Here is an 18,930-nt window from a genome sequence, read left to right as displayed (position 1 = left end):
ATCCTGCGGCGAAGATGTAACGGGGCTAAAGTGATGCACCGAAGCTTAGGGTTCAGTCTTTGACTGAGCGGTAGCGGAGCGTTCCGTAGGCCGTTGAAGCGGAAGGGTAACCGACCGTGGAGGTATCGGAAGTGCGAATGCAGACATGAGTAGCGATTAAGAGGGTGAGATGCCCTCTCGCCGAAATTCCAAGGGTTCCTGCTTAAAGCTAATCTGAGCAGGGTAAGCCGGCCCCTAAGACGAGCCCGAAGGGGGTAGTCGATGGGAACCACGTTAATATTCGTGGGCCTGGTGGTGTGTGACGGATGCCGTAAATTGTTCGGGCTTATTGGATTGCTCCGGGCAGTGAAGGGGTCCCAGGAAATAGCCCCACCGTATAGACCGTACCCTAAACCGACACAGGTGGAATGGTAGAGTATACCAAGGCGTTTGAGAGAAGTATCCTGAAGGAACTCGGCAAATTGCCTCCGTACCTTCGGAAGAAGGAGGCCCCATCTTAAGGCAACTTTTGATGGGGGGCACAGGCCAGGGGGTAGCGACTGTTTAGCAAAAACACAGGGCTCTGCTAAGTCGGCTTCAAGACGACGTATAGGGCCTGACGCCTGCCCGGTGCCTGAAGGTTAAGAGGAGGAGTGCAAGCTCTGAATTGAAGCCCAGGTAAACGGCGGCCGTAACTATAACGGTCCTAAGGTAGCGAAATTCCTTGTCGGGTAAGTTCCGACCTGCACGAATGGCGTAACGACTTCCCCACTGTCTCCAGGATATGCTCAGCGAAATTGAATTCTCCGTGAAGATGCGGAGTACCCGCGGTTAGACGGAAAGACCCCGTGCACCTTTACTGCAGCTTCAGAGTGGCATTAGGAAAGAACTGTGTAGCATAGGTGGGAGGCTTTGAAGCATTGACGCCAGTTGATGTGGAGCCATAGGTGAAATACCACCCTGTTGTTTTCTGATGTCTAACCTCGCACCGTTATCCGGTGCAGGGACCCTCTGTGGCGGGTAGTTTGACTGGGGCGGTCGCCTCCTAAAGAGTAACGGAGGCGCGCGATGGTGGGCTCAGGACGGTTGGAAACCGTCTGTTAGAGTGCAATGGCATAAGCCCGCCTGACTGCGAGACTGACAAGTCGAGCAGAGACGAAAGTCGGTCATAGTGATCCGGTGGTCCCTCGTGGAAGGGCCATCGCTCAACGGATAAAAGGTACGCCGGGGATAACAGGCTGATGATTCCCAAGAGCTCATATCGACGGAATCGTTTGGCACCTCGATGTCGGCTCATCACATCCTGGGGCTGGAGCAGGTCCCAAGGGTTTGGCTGTTCGCCAATTAAAGTGGTACGTGAGCTGGGTTCAGAACGTCGCGAGACAGTTTGGTCCCTATCTGCCGTGGGCGTCGAAATTTGAGAGGAGTTGACCCTAGTACGAGAGGACCGGGTTGAACATACCTCTGGTGTACCTGTCGTCACGCCAGTGGCGCAGCAGGGTAGCTATGTATGGACGGGATAACCGCTGAAAGCATCTAAGCGGGAAGCCTCCCTCAAGATAAGATTTCATCGAGCCGTCGTAGACCACGACGTTGATAGGCTGGATGTGGAAGTGCGGTAACGCATGGAGCTAACCAGTCCTAATTGCTCTGTTCGCGCTTAAGAGTCCCACCATCAACGACAATGCTGGAAACAGCTAAGACGCTGATGGCGTGGTGTTAAGCCAGCCCAGATATACGAACATACAAACTCAAAAGCTCTTGTTGTTCACTTTCCCAAGTGAAAGTGAATAGTGCACGGTATCGATTAAAAACCCGCAGTTATGCGCCTGCTTCATTGCTTGGTGACCATAGCGTCTGTGACCCACCCGATCCCATCCCGAACTCGGCCGTGAAACCAGTCTGCGCCGATGGTACTATTGCTCAAGCACTGGAAGAGTAGGGCGTCGCCAGGCATTGAAGCACGCGCATAGCAACGGATCAAAAACCCATCACAATGTTACAAAACAGGGCGGCCCGCAAAGCCGCCCTTTTTGCATGTCAGGGCCACACAAAAACGCCCAGTGTCGCGGGATGGAGCAGCCCGGTAGCTCGTCAGGCTCATAACCTGAAGGTCGTAGGTTCAAATCCTACTCCCGCAACCAACGCCATAGAACTACAAACACCGCCTCAGGACCTCCCCGGGGCGGTGTTGTCGTTCAGGGCGTAAACCGCCAGATCCGCCACCTTGGCGACAACCTCTGCCTCGGGACCATTGGCGCCGTCGGGATAGATCGTCACGCTCTCGATCAGCTGATCCATCAGTTCTGCAGCCTCAGTGCGGATAACGCTCTCCTTGAGCGTCTCGCGTAGCGCGCCAGGCGGCTTTCCAAATCCGCCTTCTCCGCTTCCGGATCTGAAAGCATCTTCATTAGCGTCGGGTTGAGGAGCCCGGTCAGCAGGATCGAGCGCATGTTCGGCCATTTGAAAATCAACCGCGCCATTGCTATGCGATATGAGCAGCTTGCCGTCAGATTCATGGCATTGCTCAGATCGCCACAGCCAGATACTGGCTCAAACGCGTCCACGCCGCCTAGATGGCTCAGATGATCTTGTCGACCACGCTGCAGAACTTCTCCATGTTGGCAGCCGATCCGACGGTGATGCGCGAGATGGTCGGCCAGATGTCCCACGACCGGCCGATCGCGACGTCATTCTGTTCGAACAGCGCCACAACATCCTTGGCCGGACGTTTCCAGTCCACCATAAACATGTTCGCATCGGATGGGATGTAGCTGAGCCTCTTATTCTGGAGATGATCGAAGGTGGCGTTGCGGGCGGCGATCATTTCTGCTTTGCGCTGGGCGATTAGCGCCGGCTGCTTCAAGCTGGCGGTCGCGCAGGCCAATGAAGGCAGAGGGAGCGTGCCCGACTGCTGCCGACCGTCGTAGCGCATCATCTTGTCGTGCAGGGCTTTGGGCGCCATGCTGATGCCCATGCGCATCGATGCCATGCCGAACAGTTTCGAGAAGGTGCGGAGCACCAGCACATCCTTGCCTTGCGCGACCAGATAGGAAGCGGGCTTGGCATTGGAAAAATGGATATAGGCTTCGTCCACCAGCACGATCGATCCGGCCGGCTTGTTGGAGAGGAGCCATTCAATATCTTCCAGTGGGGTATTGGTCCCCGTGAGGCCGGCATTGGGATCCGCCGCCAGCATGGCCTTCACATCATGCCGATAGTCCGACGTCAGCGGCACTTTCGAGATTTTCGCGCCCACCCAATCGGCGGTCCACCAAGGGAGTTCGAAGCCCGGATTGGCCGTCACGATGCCGCGTGTCGGCGAGCAGAAGGTCACAACCGCGCGCGAGAGCGGGTCGCTCGATCCCGGCCAGGGGAGAACAGTTTCGAGCGGCACTCGCTCGATTTCCGCGACTGCGCTCAGAAATTCGGGATATTCGTCATTGGGGCGATAGAAATTGCACAGCGTCAGTTTGGACGCGGCGGCCTGAACACCGGGATCGAAGGGGCCGACCCAGCATTCATTGCCGTTCAATCGACCAATCCTATGCCACCGATCGCTATGCCAGCCGCCGCTGCGACGCCTGCCATAACGGCCGATTGCACCGTGATTGATTTGAAGAGCGCGATTGAAGTGGGCATCAACCAGGGTCGGCAACCGGCCTGATCGTCGACCAGATGCTGTCGCGCTGACCGGCCGCCGCACGACGGGCCGCAGCCCGCGCCGACAGGAACAGCAGCACTGCCAGCAGCACTGCCGTGAGATCCACCAGCATCAGTGCAGGCGCATCATACCAGCCGGTCCCCGCGATCAGGCTTGCGGCCGGGATGCACAACATCGCCACCGCGCCCAGGATCGCCAATTCCACGCCCGATCGCGCCGCTCCGCGCGCCAGCGCCCAGCCGGCCGCGATCAGGAAGAGGGCATAATAGATGACGCTGTGCATGCCATAGCTGGCATGGCTGCCCAGCAGTTTGGCCGCCGCCAGCGTCACCGAAATGCCGGCGATGCTGCCCATCGGCACGCCCACAGTCAGCGCGCCCAGGATGCGTGTCGCCCGCGTCTGTTCGACCGCGCCCGCCTTGCGCTCCTTCTTGCGGCGCGATTCCACCCAGAGGAGATTGCCGGTATAGAAGAGGAAGGCACCGGCTAGCCCCAGCAGGAAATAGGCCCAGCGGATCGTATTCCCGCCAAAATTGCCGAAATGCAGGGCAAAGAAGCTGGTGATCGTCGCCGACCAGCCATCCTGCATGCCGGGCATATAGTCGGTGCCGGTGATCGCACCGGTCTGCGGATCGATCCCGGCCATGCCATAGGTCGGCGCGCGCAGGCCGTAGCGGGCATCGCTGCCCTGCACCCGCAGCGCCGGCAGGCCGCCACGTCCCTGACCATAGACTAATGTCTCTGGCGTGAAGCCGGGCGCCTGCTCGCGCACGCGGGCGACGATCTGCGCCGGCGTCAGCGTGGCGGGCGGCGGTCCCTCGGCCGGGGCCGACAGGCTTGGCCGCGCCCGCTCCGCGCCGCCACCAAAGGCCAGCCCCTGCGCACCGTAGAATTGGTCATGGAAGGCGAAGACGACTGCGGTCAGCGCCATGATGATGTGGAAGGGCAGGCTGAACAGGCCCAGCACATTGTGGACATCGAGCCACATGCGCTTCACATTCCTGCCGATGCGCAGCGCGAACAGGTCGCTGACGAGGCTGGGCAGCAGCACGACCAGCCCCGACACCAGAGCGATGGTGTAGAGCAGCGCGATCGCGCCCATGATCGGCATGGAAATCTCATGGTCGAAGGGCAGGCCGACCTGCTGGTGCAGCACATCGATCAACTGCGCGACCTCGGACGGCCCCTGGCTTTCGACCTGCAGTGCGCCATCCGGCGCCAGCGAAGCATAATAACGCTGGCCGCCGCCATGCTCGTCCGCTTCGCCACGCACCATCCATGTCATTCGGGCCGGATGGGCAGCATCGATGACGAGGTTGATGTCATAGCCCTTTGCCGCCTGCGGATGGGTGGCCAGAACCTTGGCGACCAGTTCCGGCGTCCGCTCCAGCGAAGGGGGCGGCGCCAGCGTCGGCGGGGGCGAGGCCCAGCGCTGCAAGGGCAACTCGAACATGGTCAGTGCCCCGGCATAGAAGGCGATGAACAGGCACAGGCCGGAAATGATGCCGACCCAGCCATGCACTTCCTTGTACATCTTCACGACGTCGGTCGGCAGTTTCACGGCCGCAGCCCTCCCATCAGCAGCACCGGCACCCAGACCAGCAGATTGGCGGCGAAGAGCCATAGCCAGGCGCGCAGGCCCGAACGGAAGAGGAAGCAGAAACTCAGCGTAAGCGCCCAGACCGGCGACATCAGCCACATGGCGAACTGCCCCTTGGTGGAGAAATAGCCTTCCCCCACATCCATCAGTTCGCGAAACAGGCCGGCGCAGCCGAGCGCCAGCGTGAAGCCCAGGATGAAGGCGGCCGATACCTTGCCGAACCAGTCGCCACTGGACAGCGGCCGGCGCGATCCGATCCTGCTCATCGTTTGCCCTCTGGCGCGCCGCGGCGCCAGGCGATGGTGACGGGCACTACCGACCAGATCGTCATCACCAGCGTCAGGACGATGAAGATCGCCGTCGCCACCCCGGCCCAGCGAAGCAACAGGCCGGTGCCGACGATCAGCAGTGCCACGCCGCCCCACCCGGCAAGGCGCGGCGGACAGGGCAGCCGCCCCATCCGCTGGTGCGGCGCCGCCAGATAGAGCAGCATCGCCGCCAGACAGGCAAGCAGCCCGCCAAGGATCGCAAAAATCATTTCGATTCCGTTTCAAATGCCATGGCAATGCCGTCCGTCATCATCGCCATCATCGTCGATCCATGACTATGCCCCGACAGCAGCCGGAACTGCGCCTCGACCCCATGGGTCGTGAAAAGGGCCGCTACCCTGTCACCTTCGCTGTCGCCCTTGGTCGGACCGCCCTCGCTGTCGCCACTGGCGGCCAGCAGCCTCTTGCCCGGCGCAGGCGCCATGTCTTCGACCTCCCGCGCGACCAGGCCATTGCCGAACCAGAAGGATGGACTGACCGCGACATAACGGCTGAAGGGCGCGCCCTTGGCCAGCGCGTGCAGCGCCAGCAGCCCGCCGAAACTGTGGCCCATCAGCGTCTGCCGGCTGGCGTCGATCTTCCAGCGCGCCACGATCTGGGGCCGGACCTGCTGCTCGATGAAGCGCAGGAAAATGTCGGCGCCGCCGGTTGGCAGGCCACTGGCCGGCGCCCCGGCGGGAATGGCATAGTCCGGCGCTGCCGGCGTATAATCGAACACCCGCCGGGCCAGCGGCCCGGAATCGATCGCGACGATCAACCCCGGCCCGATACCCGAGCGGGCGCCAGCACGCGCCAACCGACGGGCAGTGGTCGCGGCGATCGGAAAATTATCCTCGCCATCCAGCATCCACAGCAGCGGCCAGCCGCCGGCGGGTGGTTCGCCCTCCGGCCAGGCGACCAGCACCCGATAGGCATGGCCATCGGGCGACCTGATGGTCAGCACGTCGGATCGTTCCAGCTGCCATGGCGCCGTCACCGCAGGCGATGACGCCACGCCCGGCGCCATCGTCAGCAGGCCGAGCGCCGCAAGGGCCGACAGCCGCCTCACCAGTTGAACTGCAGGCGGGCGGTGAGGCTGCGGCCCTGGCCATAATAGCAGGCAGAAACCGCGCTGCAGGTCGCGACATAGCGCTTGTCGGCGATGTTGCGGCCGTTGATCGAGAAGGTCATGCCCTCCAGCGCACCCGACGCCTTGCCCAGATCATAGCGGATGAACAGGTCGAACAATGTATAGTCGGGAATGCGGAGCGAATTGGCTGTGTCGCCATAGCTCTTGCCGGTATAGCGCACGCCGCCACCGAAGCCGAGGCCGGCGAGCGAACCGCCTTCGATCGTCTGGTTGAGGAATAGCGACGCCATCCATTCGGGCACCTGCGGCAGTTCATTGCCGACCTGGCCCGCCGTGTTCGACTTGGTGACCTTGCTGTCCATGCGGGTCGCGGTGGCGATCACCGCCATGCCCCAGGGCAGGGTCGCTTTGCTCTCGAACTCAAGCCCGCGCACCCGTCCCTCGCCGGTCTGCACCTGACAGCTGGGCGCACAAGGCTTGGCGGCCAGCGTGGCGGCAGTGCTGCCTGTGGGAAGGTCCGCTAGGGTCGCGGGCGTGGTCATATTCTGCTGGGTGATCTGATAGGCGCCCAGCGTCACATAGATATTGTCGCCATGCTGGTAGCGGATGCCCGCTTCATATTGCTGGCCCGTCGTCGGCTTGAATGGCTCAGCCGTCAGATTGGTCGTGGGGTCGCTGACCTGCGGCTGGAAGCTTTCGGAATAGCTGGCATAGGGTGCCAAACCGTTGTCAAACATATAGACGGTGCCGGCGCGCCAGGTGAAAGCATCGCTCTTGGTGATGTAGCGATTACCGGTGATGGGGTTGTAGGTATTGTCCTTTGCCCAGTCCTGCCGGCCGCCCAAGGTCAGCCGCAGCTTGCCCAGCTTGATCTGGTCCTGGAGATAAACACCCGCCTGCTTGCTGACGGTCTCCGTATAGATTTGCGGCGACATGTTGCTGGCATAGCCGGCCGAGCCGCGCGACACCGGATCGAAGATATCGAGGATTGGCAGCACCAGCGACGAACTGACGAGATCGCGATAATGCTCCCACTCCGTGTGGAAATAATCGACCCCACCCAGCAGCGTATGCTCCACCGGACCGGTGGTGAACTTGGCCTCCAACTGGGTGTCGGTGGCCAGGCCGTCGCTCTCGCCCTTGCCCTGCACCGCACGGCGACTGATCGTCTGGCCGGGAATGCAGCCCGCGATGCTCGACGGGCAGGTCGTCAGCGTGTTCCCCGACAGCACGACGACGCGATAGAGCGTGTCGAGATGGGTATAGCGGCTGTTGTTGCGGATCGTGATCGCGTCGTTGAACTTATGCTCGAAGAAGGAGCCGATCAGATATTGGTTGCGGTCAAAGGTGTTCCAGTCCGGCTCGCCCAGATTGTCGTCATTGGCGATATATTTGCCGTTGCTGGGATAGAGTGCACCGAGCGCCGGCAGGAACTGGAAAGTCGAACCGCCCTTATCCTGCTGATACTGGCCCAGGATCGTCCAGGTCGTGGCATCGTCCGGCTTCCAGGTCAGGCTGGGCGAAATATAGCGGCGGCCGATCGAGACATCCTCGACCTGGGTATCGCCATAGCGCGACAGGCCGACGATCCGGCTCGACAGGGTCGAAGTAATTGGCCCGCTGACATCGGCCGCCGCCTGATAGTTCCAGTTGTCGAGGTCGGTCGTCCCTATCGCCTGCAACATGACATTGGCCTGGAATTCGTCGGTCGGCCGCTTGGTGACGATATTGACCAGGCCGCCCGGCGCGGTCTGGCCGTAAAGCGCGCCCGAAGGCCCCTTGAGCACTTCGATCTGTTCCAAAGCATAGGAATCGAAGCCCGGCCGCGTCCATTGTCCACCCGAAGGCAGGCGCAGACCGTCGACGAAATTATTGTTGGACGAAAAGCCGCCTGCGCCAAAGCCGCGCACCGACACTTCGTCGACGCGGCTGTCCACGCCCCAGCTTTCTGACTGCACGCCCGCCGTATAGGCCAGCGCATCGGCGATCGTCGGAGAGGCGCGCAGATTGATCTCCTCGCGGCTGATGATCGAGATCGACTGCGGCGACTCGATGATCGGCGTGGCGCTCTTGGTCGTCGAAATGGCCGACGACTGACCGGTCGCGGTGACGATGATGATGTCGTCGCGGTTCGCCTCCGCGGGCGCCGCCTGTGCATGGGCGATGGTGGACGTGTCCGCCAGAATGAGGGCGGTGGCGATGGAAATTCTGCGCATGATGATCCCCTAAATTCGGGACCCAGCTAATGCGAATAGGTCGCGTTAGCAACCTTGGAGATATTTCAGCTTCTTTGCAGGATGTTGCAAAGCGTCTGTTTGCGCGTCGGAGCAGAGCAATATCAGCCATTTCCTCGCGGGTTGTCTATTACGCTGACCGGACGGGACGCGTTCCTAAACTGTCGACAGGAACTGGCTTTTTAGAAAATCACCGTCATTTGAGCAGCATTTTCGGAGGTAATCCGTAACTAATGAACTTGGCCTTTTCGTTGCGTTCTTCTGCAACAACCTGTTCATCAGCCTTTCACAACAGCCTATGAGAAGCTCTCGTTATGCCGGTGGGGTCCGCACGGTTACGCTCGTCTCATTCAAGGGAGGCGACGATGGCCGACGAAACGCACAGCCAACTGCATCAGGGCGCGATCCTGGAGGGGGCGGGTGGCAACCAGTCGAGTTGGCTCGATCCCGAGCCTATCAATATCCTCGCCGACCCGAAGCCATTGCCGACAGCGAGAAGGCTCGCGCGATCGAAGACGCTGGTCGCGAAGCGCTCGACCACAGCTATATGGGGCAGGCCAAGCGGATCATCCAGACAGCGCAGGAGGCGGGTGTGACACTGCGCCTGGCCGTCGGTCGCTTCGGTGATTGGCGCTCGCAATTCGCCGGTTCGCCCGAACCGTTCCGCCGCTTCCGTGAGGAGGTGGTGCCGATCCTGCAAGCGCGGGGTCTGTTCCGCACCGAATAAGCGCATGACACGCTGCGCGGCCATCTTGGCCTGCCGGTGCCGGAAAACCGCTACAGCGCCATTGTAGCTTCGCCTGCCGCTGTTGCCGCTGAATGAGCGAAGCCGCGCCGATCACGCGCAGCGCCGATGTCCTGATCATCGGCGGCGGCATGGCGGCCTGCTGGGCAGCGATCATGGCGGCACAGGCGGGCGCCGACGTGCTGCTGGTGGACAAGGGCTTTGTCGGGACGAGCGGCGTCACGGCGACCGGTGGTCCCAATCATTGGTGGGTCGCGCCGGAACCGGGACGGCGCGAGGCCGCGATCGAGGAGCGTTACGCCCGCAGCTTTGGCCTGGCCGAACGGGACTGGATGGCGCGTATCATCGATGAAACCTGGCGTGCCCTGCCGCAGCTGGCGGGCTATTATCCTTTTGCCGGCGACGGCAAGGGCGGCACTTTCTACTCCGGCGTGCGCGGGCCGGAATATATGCGTGCCCTGCGTCGCTTTGCGCAGTATGCCGGTGTCACCATATTGGATCATCATCCCGCACTGGAACTGCTGCTGCATGCCGATGGATCGGTGGCGGGGGCGGCCGGCTATGCGCGGCTGAAGCAACAGGCCTGGACAGTGCGCGCGGGTGCGGTCGTGATTGCGACCGGCGGCTGCGCCTTCCGATCCGGGCTGATCGGCAGCCATGGCAATAGCGGCGATGGATTGCTGATGGCGGCGGAAGTCGGCGCTGTGCTGTCGGGCATGGAATTTTCCGTATCCTATTCCCTCTCGCCGGCCTGGAATTCGACCCGGACGCTGCCCTATTTCGCAGCCCGCTTCTTCGATACCGAAGGCCGCGAACTGGATGTGCCGCCACCGATGAGCGGGGAGGCGGCGCATCTGCGTGCCCTGGCCCGCGCGCTGGAGGCTGGACCGGTACTGGCCGACCTGTCCGACGCGCCGGACGCTCTGAAACAAGGCCTGCGCCGCATCCAGCCCGCCTCGCTCGCGCCGTTCGAGCACAAGCGGATCGATCTGTTCCGCGATCGCTTCCCGGTGCGACTATTCGGCGAAGGCACGGTCCGCGGCACCGGCGGGGTGCAGATCGTCGGCGACGGCTGCGAGACCAGCGTCGCCAATCTCTATGCGGCGGGTGACAGCGCCACGCGCGAACTGGTCGCCGGCGCCACTAGCGGCGGCGGCGCGCAAAATGCCGCCTGGGCGCTGACCTCCGGCCGGATCGCCGGCGCCGCTGCGGCGGCCCATGCACGTCGGACCGGACGACGAGGCGATACGCCGGTGCTGGCGGCCGGCACGGTCGGCCTGCGGCCCGCTTCCACCGCACGGCTTCCCGACGTTCGTGAGGGGCTGCCGATCATCCAGGCCGCGACCATCGGCTATGATGCAGCGCTCTGGCGCAGTGCGGGCAAGCTTGAGCGGCACCGGGACGCGGTCGAGGCCGTCTGGCGCACGATCGCGGATCATGGCCGTGCGGAGGGGCTGGCGGCGGTGGCCTTGCGCGAACATGCGGCAATGGCGGCGTGTGCGGGCTGGATCGTGGCAGCGGCCCTGGCGCGCGACGAAAGTCGCGGCATGCATATGCGCATCGATCGGCCGGGGACCGATCCGGCGCAGCAGAGCCGGCTGCTGGTCGCAGGGCTGGATCACGTCTGGACCCGTCCGGAACGGCCCGCAGCGCAGGAGATCGCCGCATGATCGCACAGATATTCGAGGAGCGCTGCACCGGTTGCCAGGCCTGCGTTGTGGCCTGTCCCACCCATGTCTTCGACGCCGGAACCGATGGCGTGCCGCTGATCGCACGGCTGGATCAGTGCCAGACCTGTTTCATGTGCGAACTCTATTGCCCGGCCGACGCCCTCTATGTCGCGCCCGAGCAGGAGGGCGCGCCAAGCCTGTCCGCCGTTGAGGCGCTGGCCATGGGGCAAGTCGGGCGGCTGCGCCATGATTATGGCTGGGATCGCGATGCACCGCCAGAGGCACCGCATCTACAGGACTTCTGGCAACTCGGCCCCTTGTTGCGCGAAGGGGCGGAGATCGCCGCCCGCCGTTATGCCGCGCGATGGGCGGACACGGACATTGCCTAGCGGAAACTATAGCCGCCATCGCAGAACAAGGTGGCGCCGGTCATATTGCCATTGTCGAGCAGGAACAGGGCCGCCTGCGCCTGTTCCTCGACTTGGGCGGGGCGTCCGGTCAGGCAAAGTCCGTTCCAATGGGCGTAGGCGGTCTCACGCTGCGGCGCGGGGCGACCCCGCCACAGGTCGCTGTCGGTGGTGCCGGGAGACAGGCAATTGACCCGGATCGGGGACAATTCGAACGCCAGGCCGCGCGCCAATCCCTCCAGCGCTGCATTGCAGGCGGCATAGGCCGGCGCGCCGATCGGTCGGACCGAGGCCGCACCCGACATCAGCAGGATCGATGCTGTCTGTTTCAACATCGGAAGGGCGGCGTGGACGGTCCAATATTGCCCCCAGAATTTGGCGTCGAACAGCGCTTCGCTTGTGTCAACATCGCCGTCACGAAAGGCCCCGGTGCGATAGCTGGCGGCCGGGGTGAATAGTCCGTCGAGCGCCGGCACATCGTTGAAGAAGGCCGCGATCGATGCGCGATCGCCGGTGTCGATGGAGCGGGCGAAGGCCTGCTCCCCCAATGTCGCGATGGCGCTGGACAATCGGTCGGGCGATCGCCCGCCGATCAGCACTCTGTCGCCGCGCGCGACCAGCAATTTCGCCACGGCAAGGCCGATGCCGCTGCTGCCGCCGACGATGGCATAATGCCGGCCCGCTTGTTCCCTCGCAGCGCCCATCAGCTACGCTCGATCGCGACCGTCGGCCGGGTATTGGGATAGATTTGTTCCACGGCCGGCTCGCCAGCCGCAAGGTCCGGCTTCTTCATGCCATAGGCGTTGACCGGCTGCGACCGGTTCACCCACAGGGCATAATGGAGGTGGTCGGCGCGCGGATCGTCGGTATTGGGATGGACAAGGATGGTCAGGCCCAGGCTGTTGAGCTGGAGCCAGGGCAGGATCAGCGGCTGCAGGTCGGTGCCGAAGCCGAAATAGAAGGATGGCGTGACATGCGGGCCGCGCGGCTTCGCATTCCAGTTGCCCAACTCCACCGCAAAGCGTTCCGCCGTCCATTGCCGGATGCGGACTGCCTTCTCGTAACTATCCTCGTCGAAATAGATATGGGCATGATAGCTCTTGATATCGGTATAGGCGCGGGGCCGATCGGGCAGACCATGCTCCTCGCCGGGGCGCACCGCCAGGGGACGGGGCGTCGGTTCCGTGGCGGTGGCATAGCCCCAGGGGCTCTTGCCCGTATGGGCGGCGATGGCGGCGGGAGAGGACGGAAGAGCGGCGGCAAAGGCAGGCGCGCCGATAAGGCCACCGGCAGCAGCCAGTCCGCCTGCGCGCAGCAATTGCCTTCGGCCGGGCGAGAGAAGATCGGCCCAATGTTGATCGATTGGGTCATGGGGCTGGGACATGTCCGGTTCCTTGTTCTAAGATTTTGGGAATGAAGCGCCGCTCAGTTCCTGACAGCCGCCACTGGCGGGGGACGGGTGAAGCGGTTGTCCGGGCGATCGAGGCCCAGATTGTCGCGCAGCGTGGCGCCCTCATAGGCGGTGCGGAACACACCGCGCCGCTGCAGTTCGGGGACAACCTCCTCAACGAAACGGTCGACCGATCCATGCAGGTCGGGGAACATGATGTTGAACCCGTCGGCCGCGCCGGCATGGAGCCAATGCTCAAAATCATCGGCAATGTCGCGCGCACTGCCGAACAGGATGCGATGCCCGCCGGCGACCATCTTGCGCAGCAATTGCCGCACCGTCGGCTGTTCGCGGCGGATCAGGTCGATCACCAGTTGCTGGCGGCTCTTGTGCGTGTTGGTGACGGGGATTGCGGCGGGCAGTACGACCGGTTCGTCCAGCGGCAGAGTCCACAGGTCGATGCCGATATTGACGAAGCGGGATATGCCCTTGAGCGCGAAAACCGGATCGAGCAGATCCTGAAGCGCTTCGTAGCGGGCGCGGGCTTCCTCGGCATCCTGGCCGACATAGACCGATATGCCGGGCAGGATGCGGACGTCGCTGCGCTTGCGGCCATAACGGCCGAGGCGGGCGGTGATGTCCGCGCCGAAGGCCAGCGCCTCGTCGATCGTCTGGGCGGCGGTGAAGATGATTTCCGCCGTCCGCGCCGCCAGTTCGCGGCCGTCATCGGATGATCCGGCCTGGGCGATCACGGGATAGCCCTGGACCGGGCGCGCCGCGTTGAGCGGTCCCTGCACCGAAAAATGCGCGCCCTTGTGATCCAGCCGGTGAAGCTTGGCGGGATCGGCCCAGATGCCGCTCTGCTTGTCCTGGACGAAGGCGTCATCTTCCCAACTGTCCCACAGGCCGGTGATGACATCGAAAAACTCCTCGGCCCGCTGATAGCGCTGGGCGTGCAGGACATGATCCTCGCGGTTGAAATTCTCGCCACCGCCGAGCGAGGTGACCAGGTTCCAGCCGGCGCGCCCTGCGCTCAGATGGTCGAGCGAGGCGAGCCGGCGGGCGAGCGTATAGGGTTCGTTATAGGTGGTGTTGGCCGTGCTGATGAGGCCGATCCGGCTGGTGACAACAGCCAGGGCGGGCAGCAGCGTCAACGGATCCCAGCGCATGCCCTGCGACGTGCGCGCCAGTGAATCGGCGTCGAGATCGGGAATGGCGACGCTGTCGTTGAGGAAGATCGCGTCGAACAGGCCCTGTTCCAGTTTCCGGGCGACCCGGGCATAGGGCGCGAAGCTGCGCGAGGCATCGACATCCGCCTCCGGCAGGCGCCAGCTCGCATTGTGCGAGCCGTGCCCCGACAGGAAAGCGCCGAGCTTGAGCGTGCCGGAGGGGTGGGTCATGCCTGCGTCTCCATCAGAAGCTGAAGGCCAGGCGGCCATAATAATAGCCGCCATAGAAGCCGAACGGGGACTGGGCCGGATAGGGCGGGAAGCCGTTGGTATCCGCCAGTATGTTCTTGTCGGGATAGGTGTCGAAGAAATTGTTCGCGCCGATCGCGACATTGATGTTGCGCGTCGCCTGGAAGGACAGGTCGATGTCGGCGATCCATTTGGCGCCGTAGAACTGGTCGGTCGCGGCCGTCGTGCCGAGGAAGGCGACCTTGGCATAGCGGGTCTCGCGCAGGTTGAGCTGGAGAGTGCCGAGCTTCAGATCCTGGCCCAGGATCAGTTTCGACTTGGGCAAGTTGCCGGCGATATAGCCCTGCGCCTGACGGTCGAACAAGGTGAGGTTGAGCGCGGCCAGTTCCGGCGGATTGTCGGAGACATGGGTGATCTTGGTCTTGTTGTAATTATAGCCGATGGTGAAGCGGATCGACTTGTCCTCGCCCAGTGGCTGGAGATAGTTGGCGACGGCTTCGACGCCGCGGGTCCGGGTGTCGATCGCATTGGCGAAATAGCGCACCGAATAATTGGGATCGAAGCCGTTGGCGACCAGGATGGCGCTGACGCCGGCGCCGGTCAGATAGCCGGTCTGGGCGATGCGATCGTCCAGCTTGATCTGATAGGCGTCGACCGACAGGTTGAACCGGGTGCCGATCTTGTAGCTGAAGCCGGCGCTGAGGTTGAAGGATTTTTCCGGGGTCAGCGCTTTGGCGCCCAGCGCGTCGCCGATCGGCGTGCCCGGCCGCACCGACTTTGCGGTGATGAAGGTCTGGACGCCGTTGACGGTGGTATATTGGTTCGACGTCTGGGCGAAGGCGGACTGGGCCAGCGAGGGCGCGCGGAAGCCGTTGCTGATCGTGCCGCGAATGGCGAAATTGTCGGTGAAGTCGTAGCGGGTGGTGAACTTTGCGTTCAGCGTGTTGCCGGCGCTGTCGTCATAATGTTCGGCCCGGCCAGCCAGGCCGATGAACCAGCGCGGCACCGGATTGACGCCCAGATCGACATAGGCGGCATAGCTGTTGCGGCTGAGCTTGGCCGCATCGTCGGGGGTGAGGACGATCGCCCCCTGCGCGCCGATGGTGGCATAGCGGCCGGCCAGCGGCGTACCGGCGGGATATTGATAAAGGCCGTTGGCATAGGCTGCCGGGTCGCCGGCGATGGTCTGGAACCGCTCATAGCGATGTTCGGCACCGAAGGAGATTTTCAGCGGTTCGGCCAGACCGATATCCACCCCCTTGGAAATATCCAGATTGTTGGTCCACTGGGCGAATTTCGCAGTGAAGGTCCAGAATTCGGTTGGACTTGCATCGCCCAAGGAGGCGTTGAGGCTCTCCGTAGAGCCATTCTTCGACCGGTTCTCGCCATAGGTGCTGGACAGATCCCAGCTCCAGCCCCCCGCTTCGCCCTTGATGCCGGCGAGGATCTGGAAATCATTCTCGTCCAGCGTGTAGTTGGGCGCATAGCCATCGGGATAGATGGACAGCACCGCATTGGTGGAATTGGGGCGCCGGAAATTCTGCCCGATGATCGCGGATCGCGTCGACCAGGTCGAGGAGGAATAGAGGGTTGCGGCCGGCGAAAGCGGCAGTTCTGCATTATAGAGGATCGTCAGCGCGCGCAGGTCGGGCAGGCCGCCGGTAAACACCGTCTTGTCCCGGCTCTCGCGCGGGTCGGGCTGCCCATTGGCCAGCGGATAATAGAAGGCGCCGGTCGCGGGAATGGCGCGGCGGGCATGATTATTGTCCTTGGCGCTGGCGGCAATGTTGACGAACCCGTCCGGCCCCAGCTTGAAACCGATATTGCCGCCTGCCTCGATATTACGCCCGTCGGAATTGCCGCGGTAGCTGTAGCGCTTGCCGCCGTTCACCGTCAGCGTGCCGCCATGGTCGTCATCCTTGAGCACGATGTTGATGACGCCGGCGATCGCGTCCGATCCATATTGGGCGGCCGCGCCGTCGCGCAGCACCTCGATCCGCTTGATCGCTGCCGCCGGGATCAGGTCGATATCGACCGAATTGGCGCCCTGGTCGACGCTACCGGTCGACAGGTTGAGCAGCGAGCTATTGTGGCGCCGCTTGCCATTCACCAGCACCAGCACATGCGACCCGCCCAGGCCGCGCAAGCCGGCTGGACGCGCTACGCTGTTCCAGGACGAGGAACTGACGGTCAGCGAGTTGAAACTAGGCAGCAACACGCCCAGTGCGTCGCGCAGCGAACTGTTTGCTCCCAATGTCGTCAACTGGCTGTCGTCGATCACATTGATCGGCACGGGGCTTTCCAGCGCGGTGGTCGCGCGGCTGCGGTTGCCGACGACGACGATCGTCCCCTCGACCTTGGCTTCGGTTGGGGCTGGGACAGGTTGTTCCTGCGCAAGCGCCGACGGACCGACCCCGAGCGCGGCCAGGGTAACCGTCGAAAGCCATAGCCGGCGCAGGACGCCAAAGGCCGGCCGGCTGATCTCATGTCGCATAAATTCCCCCTTTTTTAAGATGTTCGTGACGGTCGGCCCGATCAGATCAGGTCCGGTTCCCACAGCGCGGACAGGTCGTGGCGATCCCGCACCAGCGCGAAGCGGGCGAGATCGTCGGCGACATGCTGCAGGCTTGCGATGGCGGCCTTGGCGGGCGGGACGATCAGGGCAGGCCGGCTTGCCTCGCGGGCCAGGCGCTGGAACAGGGCGGCGGGCTGGCTACTGAGCGTTGCCGACAGCGCCGCCCAGCGTTCCGGGTTTCGGTCGATCCATTGCCAGGTCGCCTGTTCCCGGCGCAGATAGTCGCGGATCGCCGCTCGCTTGAGCGGATCGGCCAGCGCGGTCGGATGGGCAGAGATGCAGAAATTGCCCGAATAGAGACCGGCGACCGATCGGACGATCCAGCGTCCGCCGAGCAGGCTTTCGGTCAACAGGGCGGAAATGCCGCCGGTGACGATCGCTTCGACATGACCACGCGTGAAAGCGGCATTGGCGTCGTTGGCGGGCAGGCCGACGGCCTGCACGTCGGACAGGCGCAGATCATGCGCTTCGAGCAGTTTGAGCAGATAATAATGATTGTTGGTGTTGGGCGTGTAGGCGATGGTGCGTCCGCGAAGGTCGGGAAATTGCCGTGCGCTTGATCCCTTCACCACCAGCACGCCGCTATTGTTCACATCGCCCTGGTGGGTGGCGATCAGCCTGAGCGGCGTGCCCGACTGCAGCGCGAAAGCCGGTGGAATTTCGCTCATATAGGCATAGTCGAGCGCACCGGCGGCATAGGCATTGAGCACCAGCGGGCCGCCGGGCAGGTCGACATAGCGGACCTGGTATGGCGTGTCGGCCTGTCCTGCCGCCGCCATGAAATTGCCGGCCGTCGTCTTGTAGCGCCAGACGCTCAGGGTCACGTCGGACAATGCCCGTTCCGTGGCCGCGCCGCATCCGGCCAGCGTCAGGGCGCCGGCGCCGGCTAGCAGCGCCCGCCGGGAATAAAGCTGACGGGGCATCAGTCGAGCAGATCGGGCTGCGCGCGGACGATCTCGTCCCAATAGGGCAGGAAGCTGAGCCAAGCCCATCCTTCCCGCTGGTCGGGAGAGGGACGCTGGGTCGGCGGATCGACGATCGCTGTTCCGGCGGCCCGTGCGGTCAGTTGCACGCGGGCCGCGCTTTCATAGGCAATGAAGCGCCATGCCGCGCTTTCGACGCTGTTGCCGACGGTCCAGTGGCCATGATTGGCCCAGAGCAGGATGTTGCGGTCACCCAGTGACTGGACGAACTGCTGCGCGACGGCATCACGCCCCGTAGCGGCATCCAACGACCGGTCGGGCACGAAGACCACCTGATCCTCATGGAAGGCGGCGAGGTCGGCGATGATCGGCTCGACCGGTTGCCGGAAGGCGGACCAGGTCTTGGCGTGGAAACTATGGGCATGGACGATCCCGACGACGTCCGGCCGGGCACGCTGGACCGCATGATGATAGGGGATGCCGGAGATGTTGACTGGCCCGTCGCCCTCGACGACCCGCCCGTCGCTGTCGATCCGCAGCAGGTCCGATACCCGGATATGGGAAAAGGGGACGCCGACCGGATTGACCCAGAAATGGTCCACATGTTCAGGGTCGCGGGCGCTCAGATGGCCGGCCAGGCCAGGCTCGACGCCATGCTGGGCCAGCAGGCGCAGCGACGCGGCCAGTTGCTGCTTGCGGTGCAGCCGCTCGTCCCGAACTGTGCGCCGGGCCGCTTCCGCATGCAGCCGTGGCGCATCGCCATCGCGGGGAACGTCATGGATGCGGGGACGCCGTAGCGCTGGATGCGAGAATTCGTCCGCGTGACTTTGCGATATTATCGTCATTCACCGCTCTCGTTGGCAAACGTGGCTGGTGATGTTTTTTAGATAAGTCCCGTGATATGTATCAAATGACTATGGCGTCATT

General features: G+C 63.2%; 17 protein-coding genes, 1 tRNA gene and 2 rRNA genes (1 of these 20 only partly in view). 6 read left to right on the top strand and 14 right to left on the bottom strand.

All coding sequences use genetic code 11. The features are described 5' to 3' along the window. The 3 genes from HH800_RS12600 to HH800_RS12590 form a co-directional block, all read left to right on the top strand. Nucleotides 1-1,643 (top strand): 23S ribosomal RNA (locus tag HH800_RS12600); it begins 1,149 nt to the left of the window's first position. Between the two features lie 176 nt (nt 1,644-1,819). Then, a 5S ribosomal RNA gene (rrf, locus tag HH800_RS12595) occupies nt 1,820-1,934 on the top strand. Nucleotides 1,935-2,046: 112 nt separating this feature from the next. Beyond that, a tRNA-Met gene (locus tag HH800_RS12590) sits at nt 2,047-2,123 on the top strand. A 25-nt stretch (nt 2,124-2,148) separates the two neighbouring features. Here the strand turns inward: HH800_RS12590 and HH800_RS29370 are convergent. From HH800_RS29370 to HH800_RS12555, 8 genes are all read right to left on the bottom strand, one after another. Continuing rightward, a complete protein-coding gene (locus tag HH800_RS29370; protein ID WP_268932926.1) occupies nt 2,149-2,280 on the bottom strand; it encodes a hypothetical protein in 132 nt (43 codons plus the stop codon). Next, a complete protein-coding gene (locus HH800_RS12585) occupies nt 2,280-2,462 on the bottom strand; it encodes a hypothetical protein (protein ID WP_169861288.1) in 183 nt (60 codons plus the stop codon). Before HH800_RS12585 ends, HH800_RS29370 begins: the two co-directional genes overlap by 1 nt. A gap of 98 nt (nt 2,463-2,560) precedes the next feature. Next, entirely contained in the window at nt 2,561-3,514 is a 954-nt protein-coding gene (locus HH800_RS12580) for an aminotransferase class I/II-fold pyridoxal phosphate-dependent enzyme (RefSeq protein WP_235682110.1), read from the bottom strand. Nucleotides 3,515-3,620: 106 nt separating this feature from the next. Beyond that, a complete protein-coding gene (locus HH800_RS12575; RefSeq protein ID WP_169861286.1) occupies nt 3,621-5,204 on the bottom strand; it encodes a PepSY-associated TM helix domain-containing protein in 1,584 nt (527 codons plus the stop codon). Continuing rightward, nucleotides 5,201-5,509 carry a hypothetical protein gene (locus tag HH800_RS12570; protein WP_169861285.1) on the bottom strand — a complete coding sequence of 103 codons (309 nt, stop codon included), beginning with the start codon at nt 5,507-5,509 and terminating at the stop codon, nt 5,201-5,203. Before HH800_RS12570 ends, HH800_RS12575 begins: the two co-directional genes overlap by 4 nt. Then, the gene (locus HH800_RS12565) at nt 5,506-5,781 is read right to left on the bottom strand and encodes a hypothetical protein (RefSeq protein ID WP_169861284.1); all 276 of its coding nucleotides are present in this window, start codon (nt 5,779-5,781) and stop codon (nt 5,506-5,508) included. Before HH800_RS12565 ends, HH800_RS12570 begins: the two co-directional genes overlap by 4 nt. Beyond that, entirely contained in the window at nt 5,778-6,620 is an 843-nt protein-coding gene (locus HH800_RS12560; RefSeq protein ID WP_169861283.1) for an alpha/beta hydrolase, read from the bottom strand. The genes HH800_RS12565 and HH800_RS12560 overlap by 4 nt, the downstream gene beginning before the upstream one ends. Next, nucleotides 6,617-8,857 (bottom strand): TonB-dependent siderophore receptor, encoded by a 2,241-nt coding sequence (locus HH800_RS12555; protein ID WP_169861282.1) that lies wholly within the window; start codon nt 8,855-8,857, stop codon nt 6,617-6,619. Before HH800_RS12555 ends, HH800_RS12560 begins: the two co-directional genes overlap by 4 nt. Nucleotides 8,858-9,311: 454 nt before the next feature. On the opposite strand from HH800_RS12555, the gene HH800_RS29095 reads away from it, so the two are divergent. The 3 genes from HH800_RS29095 to HH800_RS12540 all read left to right on the top strand — a co-directional run bounded on the left by HH800_RS29095 (nt 9,312) and on the right by HH800_RS12540 (nt 11,679). Further along, nucleotides 9,312-9,602 carry a hypothetical protein gene (locus HH800_RS29095; protein ID WP_235682109.1) on the top strand — a complete coding sequence of 97 codons (291 nt, stop codon included), beginning with the start codon at nt 9,312-9,314 and terminating at the stop codon, nt 9,600-9,602. Nucleotides 9,603-9,694: 92 nt separating this feature from the next. After that, the gene (locus HH800_RS12545) at nt 9,695-11,290 is read left to right on the top strand and encodes an FAD-binding protein (protein WP_169861281.1); all 1,596 of its coding nucleotides are present in this window, start codon (nt 9,695-9,697) and stop codon (nt 11,288-11,290) included. After that, nucleotides 11,287-11,679, top strand: a complete 393-nt coding sequence (locus HH800_RS12540; RefSeq protein WP_169861280.1) for a 4Fe-4S dicluster domain-containing protein — start codon at nt 11,287-11,289, stop codon at nt 11,677-11,679. Before HH800_RS12545 ends, HH800_RS12540 begins: the two co-directional genes overlap by 4 nt. On the opposite strand, the gene HH800_RS12535 is transcribed toward HH800_RS12540, so the two are convergent. From HH800_RS12535 to HH800_RS12510, 6 genes are read right to left on the bottom strand one after another with little or no spacing between them, the layout of a single operon-like run. Then, entirely contained in the window at nt 11,676-12,401 is a 726-nt protein-coding gene (locus tag HH800_RS12535) for an SDR family oxidoreductase (RefSeq protein ID WP_169861279.1), read from the bottom strand. The genes HH800_RS12540 and HH800_RS12535 overlap by 4 nt on opposite strands. Next, nucleotides 12,401-13,081, bottom strand: a complete 681-nt coding sequence (locus tag HH800_RS12530; protein WP_169861278.1) for a DOPA 4,5-dioxygenase family protein — start codon at nt 13,079-13,081, stop codon at nt 12,401-12,403. Before HH800_RS12530 ends, HH800_RS12535 begins: the two co-directional genes overlap by 1 nt. 41 nt (nt 13,082-13,122) lie before the next feature. Further along, a complete protein-coding gene (locus HH800_RS12525) occupies nt 13,123-14,487 on the bottom strand; it encodes an LLM class flavin-dependent oxidoreductase (protein WP_169861277.1) in 1,365 nt (454 codons plus the stop codon). Nucleotides 14,488-14,500: 13 nt separating this feature from the next. Beyond that, nucleotides 14,501-16,999, bottom strand: a complete 2,499-nt coding sequence (locus HH800_RS12520; RefSeq protein ID WP_169861276.1) for a TonB-dependent receptor plug domain-containing protein — start codon at nt 16,997-16,999, stop codon at nt 14,501-14,503. 41 nt (nt 17,000-17,040) lie between these two features. After that, a complete protein-coding gene (locus HH800_RS12515; protein WP_169861275.1) occupies nt 17,041-18,003 on the bottom strand; it encodes an ABC transporter substrate-binding protein in 963 nt (320 codons plus the stop codon). Beyond that, nucleotides 18,003-18,848, bottom strand: a complete 846-nt coding sequence (locus tag HH800_RS12510; RefSeq protein ID WP_169861274.1) for a class II aldolase/adducin family protein — start codon at nt 18,846-18,848, stop codon at nt 18,003-18,005. The genes HH800_RS12515 and HH800_RS12510 overlap by 1 nt, the downstream gene beginning before the upstream one ends. Nucleotides 18,849-18,930: the final 82 nt, after the last annotated feature.

This window comes from Sphingobium yanoikuyae (genome assembly GCF_013001025.1).
In the GTDB taxonomy this organism is placed as follows: Bacteria; Pseudomonadota; Alphaproteobacteria; order Sphingomonadales; family Sphingomonadaceae; genus Sphingobium; species Sphingobium yanoikuyae_A.
This window is presented reverse-complemented; position numbering and strand designations above follow the sequence as displayed.

What these genes read in the sequence shown, in the direction of transcription:
- HH800_RS29370 (WP_268932926.1), bottom strand. Translation starts at nt 2,280, where the DNA reads ATGGATCAGCTGATCGAGAGCGTGACGATCTATCCCGACGGCGCCAAT.
- HH800_RS12585 (WP_169861288.1), bottom strand. Translation starts at nt 2,462, where the DNA reads ATGGCGCGGTTGATTTTCAAATGGCCGAACATGCGCTCGATCCTGCTG.
- HH800_RS12570 (WP_169861285.1), bottom strand. Translation starts at nt 5,509, where the DNA reads ATGAGCAGGATCGGATCGCGCCGGCCGCTGTCCAGTGGCGACTGGTTC.
- HH800_RS12565 (WP_169861284.1), bottom strand. Translation starts at nt 5,781, where the DNA reads ATGATTTTTGCGATCCTTGGCGGGCTGCTTGCCTGTCTGGCGGCGATG.
- HH800_RS12555 (WP_169861282.1), bottom strand. Translation starts at nt 8,857, where the DNA reads ATGCGCAGAATTTCCATCGCCACCGCCCTCATTCTGGCGGACACGTCC.
- HH800_RS12545 (WP_169861281.1), top strand. Translation starts at nt 9,695, where the DNA reads ATGAGCGAAGCCGCGCCGATCACGCGCAGCGCCGATGTCCTGATCATC.
- HH800_RS12540 (WP_169861280.1), top strand. Translation starts at nt 11,287, where the DNA reads ATGATCGCACAGATATTCGAGGAGCGCTGCACCGGTTGCCAGGCCTGC.
- HH800_RS12535 (WP_169861279.1), bottom strand. Translation starts at nt 12,401, where the DNA reads ATGGGCGCTGCGAGGGAACAAGCGGGCCGGCATTATGCCATCGTCGGC.
- HH800_RS12530 (WP_169861278.1), bottom strand. Translation starts at nt 13,081, where the DNA reads ATGTCCCAGCCCCATGACCCAATCGATCAACATTGGGCCGATCTTCTC.
- HH800_RS12525 (WP_169861277.1), bottom strand. Translation starts at nt 14,487, where the DNA reads ATGACCCACCCCTCCGGCACGCTCAAGCTCGGCGCTTTCCTGTCGGGG.
- HH800_RS12520 (WP_169861276.1), bottom strand. Translation starts at nt 16,999, where the DNA reads ATGCGACATGAGATCAGCCGGCCGGCCTTTGGCGTCCTGCGCCGGCTA.
- HH800_RS12515 (WP_169861275.1), bottom strand. Translation starts at nt 18,003, where the DNA reads ATGCCCCGTCAGCTTTATTCCCGGCGGGCGCTGCTAGCCGGCGCCGGC.
- HH800_RS12510 (WP_169861274.1), bottom strand. Translation starts at nt 18,848, where the DNA reads ATGACGATAATATCGCAAAGTCACGCGGACGAATTCTCGCATCCAGCG.